The sequence below is a fragment of the Sulfuriferula sp. genome, assembly GCF_054605375.1.
Window position 1 is genome coordinate 1 of the sequence record NZ_JBTSEG010000052.1, and the last position, 9,032, is coordinate 9,032.

The 9,032-nt window shown below is 54.5% G+C and carries 7 protein-coding genes; 2 read left to right on the forward strand and 5 right to left on the reverse strand.

Translation table 11 applies throughout. The features are described 5' to 3' along the window. Nucleotides 1-1,581: hypothetical protein (locus ACYCZJ_RS16025; protein WP_461555227.1), on the forward strand; the 1,581-nt coding region annotated here is incomplete at its 5' end. A gap of 110 nt (nt 1,582-1,691) precedes the next feature. Here ACYCZJ_RS16025 and ACYCZJ_RS16030 read toward each other — a convergent pair. The 3 genes from ACYCZJ_RS16030 to ACYCZJ_RS16040 are packed head-to-tail and all read right to left on the reverse strand — an operon-like array spanning nt 1,692 to nt 6,784. Further along, nucleotides 1,692-2,531, reverse strand: a complete 840-nt coding sequence (locus tag ACYCZJ_RS16030; protein ID WP_461555228.1) for a phosphoadenosine phosphosulfate reductase domain-containing protein — start codon at nt 2,529-2,531, stop codon at nt 1,692-1,694. A gap of 4 nt (nt 2,532-2,535) precedes the next feature. Continuing rightward, nucleotides 2,536-5,868, reverse strand: coding sequence for an ATP-binding protein (locus ACYCZJ_RS16035; protein WP_461555229.1), 3,333 nt, complete (start codon nt 5,866-5,868; stop codon nt 2,536-2,538). Then, nucleotides 5,861-6,784 carry a DUF4007 family protein gene (locus tag ACYCZJ_RS16040; RefSeq protein WP_461555230.1) on the reverse strand — a complete coding sequence of 308 codons (924 nt, stop codon included), beginning with the start codon at nt 6,782-6,784 and terminating at the stop codon, nt 5,861-5,863. The genes ACYCZJ_RS16035 and ACYCZJ_RS16040 overlap by 8 nt, the downstream gene beginning before the upstream one ends. Nucleotides 6,785-7,095: 311 nt before the next feature. Between ACYCZJ_RS16040 and ACYCZJ_RS16045 the strand changes: the two genes are divergently transcribed. Next, nucleotides 7,096-7,689: a LexA family protein gene (locus ACYCZJ_RS16045; protein WP_461555231.1), complete on the forward strand. Its 594-nt coding sequence runs from the start codon at nt 7,096-7,098 to the stop codon at nt 7,687-7,689. 27 nt (nt 7,690-7,716) lie between these two features. Here ACYCZJ_RS16045 and ACYCZJ_RS16050 read toward each other — a convergent pair whose 3' ends face one another. Together ACYCZJ_RS16050 and ACYCZJ_RS16055 are read right to left on the reverse strand one after the other, a co-directional pair. After that, entirely contained in the window at nt 7,717-7,932 is a 216-nt protein-coding gene (locus ACYCZJ_RS16050) for a helix-turn-helix transcriptional regulator (RefSeq protein ID WP_461555232.1), read from the reverse strand. 552 nt (nt 7,933-8,484) lie between these two features. Next, nucleotides 8,485-9,032, reverse strand: a 548-nt coding sequence (locus ACYCZJ_RS16055) for a hypothetical protein (RefSeq protein WP_461555233.1), incomplete at its 5' end; no start/stop codon positions are given.

Consider the following 9,032-nt stretch of genomic DNA (forward strand, 5'->3'; position numbering starts at 1 on the left):
GTGGCGCCATTACGCCGGAAATCCGGTGGCGCCATTATGCCGGAAACAAAGTGGCTCCTTTATGCCGACAATCTACTGGCTCCTTTATGCCGGAAACGAAATGGCTCCATGATGCCGAAAGTTCACACTATTCAAGCCGCAGTGCTGGATGAGAAGTACATTGTTGCCGGAGATGTTGCCTACGGCATGGTCCGGTTTGGTCAGGAGTTTCCTAATTTCACTCATATTTTTGACGAGGCAGTGCGACGAGCTGATAAACAACCAAAGTATTTGGACTACATAGGATCGCTAGCCTCCAGCCTACAGGTATTTTGCTTTGTGAGTGGGCTATCAAGGCGCGGCATTGAAATAATGCGTGCCGGCGCCAACGCCGCCGTTTGTTTAGGGAAGATTGGCGCAGCTACCGAACTTCTTCTGCAGCTCATTGTGCTCGGCAGACGAGAAGGGGATTCTTTGCTGGTTAGCAACACCGTCAAGGAAATCGTTGAGCTTTCAAGCGGAACTGCCGACCCAAGGATGAGGGGCCATACTGCTATGGCAGAAGGCCAACTTGCACTTGCCGACCAGCGCATGGATGACGCTCTCGGTTACTTCCAAATTGCTGCAGAGTGTTTCAGTCGTGATCAGTGTCAGCCCGGGAAGACCGATCAAGGTGATAACGCTGATGAGTATGAAAATGAAGGGCTCTTAACCTGCACGGACGAACGTATGCTCGCTTTGGCCCTTATGGAGCAGGGCTTTGTCTATGAGCATTCGGATCAGCCCAGCGAGGCGCTTGATATTTATAGAAAGTCCTTGTCTCTGATGAAAAAAACAAAGGACGAAGTTAATTACGGTTCAGTTCTGCATCAGATCGGCAACTGCAATGCGCATCTAAATCACAACGACCAAGCATATGAAGCTTACCTTGGTGCAGCGCGTCGATTCTTGGATATTGGCGCTGCTGAGCATCTAAGCAATAGCCTCAGCGAACTCGGCTACCTGTTGATCGATTACGATCCAGATGAACAGCTCGATGTGGATGTTCCGGCGACACTAATTGAAGCTGGACTCTACGATGTGACCTGGCAGGCAACGAGGTGCTTCTCTGCGCAACTTAGGTCGCTCCCCGCTCAGCAGTGTATAGGAATTGTGCAAAAAATCTTCGGTGTCGCGATACTAGGGAGCTTCACTAAGCATAATGTGCTTCTCTTGGAGTTCGCTGATTCCCTTCGTGAGAAAATCGTTCGACCTCTTGCACTTCAACTCGACGAAGGGGTCAGAAGCAAAGTTGATGACGGAATAGCAGTCATGTATCTCGACATTACTTCCGCCCTTATTGGCTGTATATCCGATCTAGAGCGAGAGACGCGGGGGCCCCCATCTCTTGCAGAAATCGAGCACTTGGCGCGCCTGTGTTATATGCAATACGACTGGGCTTGGAAAGCCTTTCGGCTATTTGATTGGCTTGCCACGTACCTTGGTCGCTACCATCACGTAATGAACATTACTGCCAGCACTTTACAAGACGCAGCTTATAACTGTGAGGAACTTAACAGGCCATTCTCATTGCCTGGTTTCAAAGAACAGTTGTCACTATAGTTCACGGTCTCCAGCCTAGCGTTAGCCAAACGAGCCCGTTTGCATGTCAAGAGAGAGCGCTCTAAGCGTTTATGCTTCCTCGCAGAAATTTATGGCGAATGCGTTGCATATCACTTATGGCAAACTAAACAAGCCCCGCCACCTTCGTCGCCCGAAAACAATTCATCAAGGTCGATGTTTAGGTTCACCGGACGTAACGGGTTGATCGGACGAAGGCGGATCTCCCGCTTACGTCGTTCATCGAAGTCTTTCTCGATCTGAGCGACGCGCTCCGGTTTTTCCAAATCGCTGAGAGGTTCACCTTGTGACCAAGTGAAGGGGGAACCGTGTTCGAGGGCTGTTTTTTCATAGGCTTTGGCCTCTTCAAAGGCATCTGGGTGTTCGCGGCTGAGACGGACCCACTCGATCTTCTGTTGGAAGAAGCAAAATGTGCAGCCACTACGGGAACGCCAGTCGTAATACTTGGGGAGCCCGACGCCAGAGGCTTCAAGGATGTCCATGACCCCGGCTTTGTCCACTCCGTGCTCACGAAACGGAATTTTGATAACAAGGTTGGCTTGCTTTGAGGAATAACCCTCACGGTAGTCTTCATCTGCCCTGATAGCGATGTAGGAGGTTACGATATCTCCGGCCGCGAGCATCGGTTTGACCCACTGCTCAAATGGCAAGAGTTTTAGCTGACGTGTACACCAACGCACTTGGGCAGATGGCAAGAAATTACCGTACTGCCTTAACCAAAAATCGAAATCACGTCTCGGGTTCAACCTTAAGATGGGTTTGCCGAGGAAGCCTTCCAGACGCCCCAAGAACTCGTACACCTCGGGCAGTTCTTTGCCGGTGTCCGTAAAAAAGTAGTCAATGTGCATCTCGGGGTAATGCTGGCGCATGAAGACCGCTAGCGCAGCGCTATCCCGGCCGCCCGACAGCCCCAACACGTGTCGTTCAGCCATATCTTTACTCCTGCTGGTTGGTTTCAACGATGGATATGCTTGCTGCGGCCAACGCCGCCAACAGGACATCTGGTCTAATTCCTTGGTTGGCGATCCGATCGATGATTGTTGCAGCCAGGTTTGTGACCAACGGCTTTTCACGCTCGGCGATGTCAAATGTTCGTGAAACCGTCTTGCTCGAACCACCTGTGCCAATCACTACCGCGAACGCTTCACGGGTCGGTGAGCGGCCTTGGACGGACACTAGGGCCTCAACCTGGCGGAAACGAAGTGCCCATTCGGCGAGAGCCAAGAGGGCAATGTCGATGTCGCGGTCGTTCCAGTCCCTGGGAGGTTTGTTGGCGGCCAGACTCAGGATGCCTTCGATGTTGTCACGTCGCCCTTCGTAAGATGCCAAACGTGTGGCAAACGCGTCCAAACGGAAATCACCGGAAATTCCCGCTACCGTCACCGCCCGCTCACGCAATTGGTCCAACGCATCGGCCGGTGCGTCTAATACTTCCAACATTTGATCGGTGACCTTCTGCAACATGTGATCATAAGCCGTCACCAACTCCGACAGAGGGTCGTGGAGGGCTTTGATGTATCCCTCGGACGAACGGCTGCCAAGCAAGGTCATCAAATCGACAAACAAAACCTTGTGCGGATCGCTGGCTTTCAACAAGGTATCGCGTACAGAACGCGCGGACTCGGACAACTGATGGGTGCGTTGTGCCCAAACTGGCAAATCAAGAACCATAGCGACCAGACCACGTGCTGCCTCCAACGGGTCTGGAACAACCTTGCTACCGGTGAGTGAGGACAGGATATTCGCGATCCCATTCAGAATTTGCGCGCGGTCGTTATCGATGGTTACCCATCGCAACGAAAAGCGACGAGGATCCTGAAGGCATTCATCGAGGTCGGCCTCGCTGAGCCGCGGTACAAACATCCCGTCTTTGTAAACCGCGATGCTTTCCTTGTGGGACAGCAAAAACGCCATCAAAAGAATCGGGTGCACCCCCGACCGGATTCCATAGGGAGCTTCTGACCAACGCGTGTAGATATCCGACACAGCGACTCGCTGATCATGATCGGCGAACAGCTTGGTAGTCATCTTCCACATCGGTGCAAAATGACGTGACACACCAGACTTGGGCGGCATGAAGCGCCAATTTCCAGACTCGTCGAAGGAGTGTAAACCGGTACTGTTCAAAAGCGATTCGTAGAGTCCTCGTTCGGCAGGAAAACCTTCGATACCAAGGGCTTCTGCCTGCTCGTGGTTGAGCATGCGATACAACAGGTCACGCCGAGCCTTTACGCTGTTCGAAGACAACGAATCGCGGTTGACCAACTCGTTTAAGAGGCGCGGCGAATGCTTGTAGAGCTTGTTCGCCAAGGTAGAGGCCACGGCAGAAAGACGGAGCCTCTCACCACTCTCTTTCTCGATCCCTAACCAACGTGCTTGCGTGAACGCCGCACGCAACGCTTCTTCAAGGCTTGCACGGACCGCTGCCGTCCGTGCAAGCACCTCGCGACGTGCCACCGAGTCGCCTTCCAGTTCCGGCCGCTGCTGCACCCATTGGAGCGACAGCAGTTCCAAACCCAACTCGTGGATGCGAACGTGGTTATTGGGCAACCCCAAGACCACAGGATGGCCGCGTTCCTTCGTGTTGTCGATCAGGCTCGTACATTGCCGTTGTGCCGATCGCAAAGACGTGCCGTGCCCAGGCAACACCAAAACAAACTGCCCAAATTCACCGTTTGTTGGCTTGTAGCGTTCCAAGTGCTGCGCCACGTTGCCGAGATAGCATAGGGTCACGCTCATCCAACGCAAGGTGCCGGTCTCGTGGTAATGTTTTTTGGCCACTACAGGATGGAGATTGGCCAGATGCATCAAAAGATCAAGGTCAAGATCTGCCAGGGTGCCCCGAGCCTGAGAGACCGCCGCGTCGATGTCAAAGTCGCTGCCCTCAAACGCTGACCAGGCACCGATATGTTTACGGAAAATGGCGATCCGCCATTTGTCCAAATCATCCAGCGCCTGCTTGATCGACTCAGGCGCATGGTGCGGATGGATTGAACAAAGAACAGCTTCTTCCGCGGCCAGGCCTGAACCGTTCCGGAAGAGATCAATGACAGCGATGTTCTTGATCAACGAAATGTGAAGAGCCTGAGCGCGTGCTTCGGTACGTTCGACGGCCTCCAATGCTTGAGCCCATCGATGACCATCGGGCGATGCCAAGATGGCCGGTTCGAGGTTGGCACGTAAAAAATCCCAGTAGTGATCCGGTCGGTACCAAGCATGTTCGCTCAGGGGTTGTTCGTTGAGGTAGGCCCGAAAGCCGTGAGGTTCCACCGACGCCAGAAAGCCGAACGTGCTTCGCTCGTTCTGACCGAACTGACGCTTTGATACCGGCCCGAGCAAAGCCGCCATGGTTGGATGCAAAGGCCAGCAGCGATCCAAACTCTTGGCGAAATCCTCGCCAACCGCCGGACGACGTCGCTGTATGGTGTTGGCAACTTCTGCCGCGATAGAAGCAGTGGAGGGGTGCTTTACATCTGTGTCGATGGCGCGGCCGATGAGTTCTACGACCTCGTCGCTCGCGGCGATGAGAGGGATGTCAATGAAGCGCCCTTGAACCTTGGCCCAATCGTCTCGGCTGTCTAGTCCAAGGCGAGCGGAGTATTGCTTGAAGGCCTGATGTAAAATACCGATCACCACAAGCCGGCCGGGTGATCGAGCTGCTGACTCGGCAAGCTCTTGGAAGAAATAAACGTCGTCCCCACCAGTTGCCGAGGCTTCAAGGAACTTGCCCATTTCGTCGATGAGCAACAATACTCCGTCGAAGCGTTTATCAGCAGATGCATCGCAGAGCGACTCAATTACGGAAGTCGGTGTCGCTTTCCGCATGTCCGTTCGCTCGCCAGGGTGCAATGCTTTTGCCAATGCGCGCGCAATCTCTTGAACCACGCTGCCGCGTTTGCCGACCACCGGTAGGATCAACCACCCGCCGCGCTTCACGGGCATGGCTTTTTCAAAATGAGAAAATGCTTTGAGATGAAGGGCGGTGCGCGCCTTGCTGCGAAGTGCCACGTCCCTACCCAAGGCCGAGGCCAACGTCAAAGCGAGGGATGACTTGCCACCACCGAATGGCCCTGTCCACGTAAAGGCACGTTGATTGCTTTCCAACAGCTGTCGAGCCATGCTGTCCAAAACACCATGGGCCGTTCCATGGCAAATGTAGCCTTCCAAGGCGTCCGGACGACCATAATCAACATCGAGACGTATCGATCGCTGATAGTGCCGCGCTATGCGAACGTGAGCGGCTATCATATTGGAGGTTGTTTCAGACATAGGCCTCCCTCAGCATGTCGAGTTCGATCGAATCGAAATCTGAGGAACGGCGCATTACCTGCCTTAACCCGGCAGTGTCGTCCCACGTTAACCGACCACCCGTAAGGGCGGACAAGCCAAACAAGCGCTCGGCAACCGAATCCTCATCCAACTTGAACACACGTCCGGGCGACCCATCTCCGTATGCGATCGTTTCGAAGGCGAGCGAGGACTCCGAAGAGGCCGTTCGCCGCCAATAGCTCACCAATGCAAAAGCAAACATACCGTCGGACAAGGTGATCTTGGGCCCCCGACGGAACGAAAACACCCCTTTCTGTTCCTCGTGAACAAGACCAAGCTCGCCGAGCATCGGTTCTGCGAAATCCTCGGTCGATCCGCCTCCAACCCGCGGTATGTAGCTACGGATGCAGGTTTCGATGTCACGGGTCAACGTCGATGGCGACAACCGCTGCATTCTTTTTTGCGCGTAGTCAGTCAAGGGGGCGAGCAAATTGTCCCGTGTAAAAGTAGGCGCTGTCATGCGGTTGAACAGCCAAAACCATGTAGTAGCGCGATGACCTTCTCCGGCCAAACACCAATGTACGAACCATGCAGTAACGGGGTCTTCCGAATAGGGGTCAAGTCCGTTGTCCGAGAAGATTGCCTCTCCGTAGGGGGTGATGGTGAACGGGAGATGTGGGTCTTTGGGATCTTCGATGACCCGACAAGCAATCGCCCAATGACGGATGGACGACACCATGTTTTTGCCGACGCCAAAGCGAGCGATGGAGCTTTCGTCTGAAAACTTGCTTTTCTCGACGATGTTTTCGCGGCTTCGTTGATTGAACGCCTTCTTCAGCCACATTTGACGTAGAGGAAACGTCTCGTGGCCGGAAAAATACGGCTTATATAGCTGCGATTCAATGATGTTTGCCATAAATCTATGATACTGGAGGGAGTCTCCATTTGACAAGCAATAGAATTGGTTAATCTCTCCAGTTCGCCCCCAATCAAGATTACTGACGACGATTGGGCCCGGGATTCGGGGAGTAACTTCTATACGGCGTCCCCTCTGCTGCTGATAATACCTGCTGACGAGCACGGCAACACTACAGGACGGGCCTGATCAATAGCGCAAGGTGCGGAGCTATTGTTACCGGTGAAGCCATGTAGTTGACGGGTGTCCGTTCGTTCACTTACTATAGTGCTCGAACAGACACCCGTCAACTAACGCCGATGGTGAGCAAAATGGACGAGCGCGACAAGGACCGGGACTATCTAGGCCGCCTTCAGGATTACTACGCCGACAGTCGGCGTATCCCCTCCTTGCGGCGCCTCAGCGAACTGATGGGGTTCGCCTCCAAGACTGCTTCTAGGAAGCTACTTCATCGGCTGAAGACGGAGGGCTTTGTCGAACGCACTCCCGACGACGACGCCTGGATTCCCTCAACTCGTTTCTTCGAACGACCCCTCGCCCAAGGCAAGGTGCCGGCCGGCATGCCCATCGTGGTCGGCGAAGTGGGTGCTGAGTCGTTCCTGGTGGACGACTACGTGGTCCACAATCCTTCCCGCACCGTGATGATTACGGTAAAGGGGGATTCCATGACCGATGCCGGCATACACAACGGGGACATTGCCGTCGTGGAGCGGGGCAAACCTGCGGGGAAAGGAGATTTCGTCGTGGCAATCGTCGACAACGAATTTAGCCTCAAGGAACTGGGCATCGAGCGCGGTAAGTTCATCCTGAAACCCCACAACCCGGCCTACCCGGTCATCCGTCCAAAGAGCGAACTGGAAATCTTCGGCGTCATGGTCGGCCTCGTCCGACGTTACACCCATTGAGCGGCTCCCATGGCAGGATTATTCCAGTCAGGTCTGCGCCCCTTGCTCGGCAATCCAGCGCCGCACGTCTTCAACACGCCAAACGGTCACTCGCGGTGAAAGCTTCACCGGTGCCGGGAATGTCCCGGCCACCACGCGTCGCCACAAGGTAGACTTGGATATGGGAACGAAGGTCAATACTTGCGGTTGCCGCAGAAAACCAGTTTCAGGGAGAGTTATATTGGTTGAAAGCGTTGCTGACATGATCTGACCTTTCACCGGCACGCGCCGGATGGAAGAAGGTGACCCGCTCTGTCGCGACCATGCTAGGCCAGTTTCGCAGGGTCGGTAGGGATTTCAAAGCTCGACAACACACCACGGCAGTCCCGGCCGATCGGTGTGGATTGGAAATCGCGTTCGCACTCGCATGCATGAAAAGGCACACGAAGGACACGATCAATAACAGAAACACTCAGGGAATTTGGCCGCGATCTCCGACCTGTACCCGCTTAGGAACAGCTTGGATCGGACGCGAATGGAAGGGCAGGTATCGACTGCAACGCCGCCGCACATAATGCGACGGGTTCAGCGCTCTTCGAGCACTGCGGCCGCAACGTTGTGCGACCTAATGAGACCGTAAATCAGATGCAAAACAAATTCAAGAGCCGCAACAAACAGCGCTCGGTGCGATAGCGAAAACGCTTCTGGTTTGGAAGAATTTCGGTTGGCATATCGCGCGCCGGGCCTGAAATACTGCAAACGTCTTCGTCCAAAAGCTGCCTACTCCAGCGTTCGCGGCGAAGTCGCTTGGGGTACCTAACTCTCAGTTCCTTCGACAGCTTCACGCTGAGCCAGCGGTGCTGACGTTTTCCGACGCGGTTTCTTTTCTTCGGCAACTTTTTCCGTGGACGCCTCTACGTCGGCTGCTTCGTGCGGCAGGACGGGTAACTGCTCCTTGCCATCATCCAGTTCCTCGCCCCCGGCCGGGCTCGCTTCCTCTTCAGCCGATTCAATTTTCCCGTCGCCCGCCGCTGCCTTCAAGCGCTCATGCTCGGCCTCCTTGGACGAGAATTCATTCATGCGCCGTCTCAACCCGGTGGCCAGATTGCGAGCGGTTCCTGCTACACTGCGGATCGCCCGTTTGAAGCCAGCGCGCTGAATGTCTGCATCGCGCGGCGTAATCACTTCATGGATCTCAAGCGTCTGGAGCAACGGCATCAATTGATCCAGCTTGTTCAAGACCTCGAAATAGCGCCTTCCGCTCGACGAGATGATGCCCACTTCGAGTTCAAGCGGCATGGTATCGTAGGTTGCAAAGCTGGTAATGCCGTTATTCTTGAACAGCGCCTCGGCCCCGTCGATCG

Coding starts and splice junctions, on each gene's coding strand:
- ACYCZJ_RS16030 (WP_461555228.1), bottom strand. CDS start 2,531: ATGGCTGAACGACACGTGTTGGGGCTGTCGGGCGGCCGGGATAGCGCT.
- ACYCZJ_RS16035 (WP_461555229.1), bottom strand. CDS start 5,868: ATGTCTGAAACAACCTCCAATATGATAGCCGCTCACGTTCGCATAGCG.
- ACYCZJ_RS16040 (WP_461555230.1), bottom strand. CDS start 6,784: ATGGCAAACATCATTGAATCGCAGCTATATAAGCCGTATTTTTCCGGC.
- ACYCZJ_RS16045 (WP_461555231.1), top strand. CDS start 7,096: ATGGACGAGCGCGACAAGGACCGGGACTATCTAGGCCGCCTTCAGGAT.
- ACYCZJ_RS16050 (WP_461555232.1), bottom strand. CDS start 7,932: ATGTCAGCAACGCTTTCAACCAATATAACTCTCCCTGAAACTGGTTTT.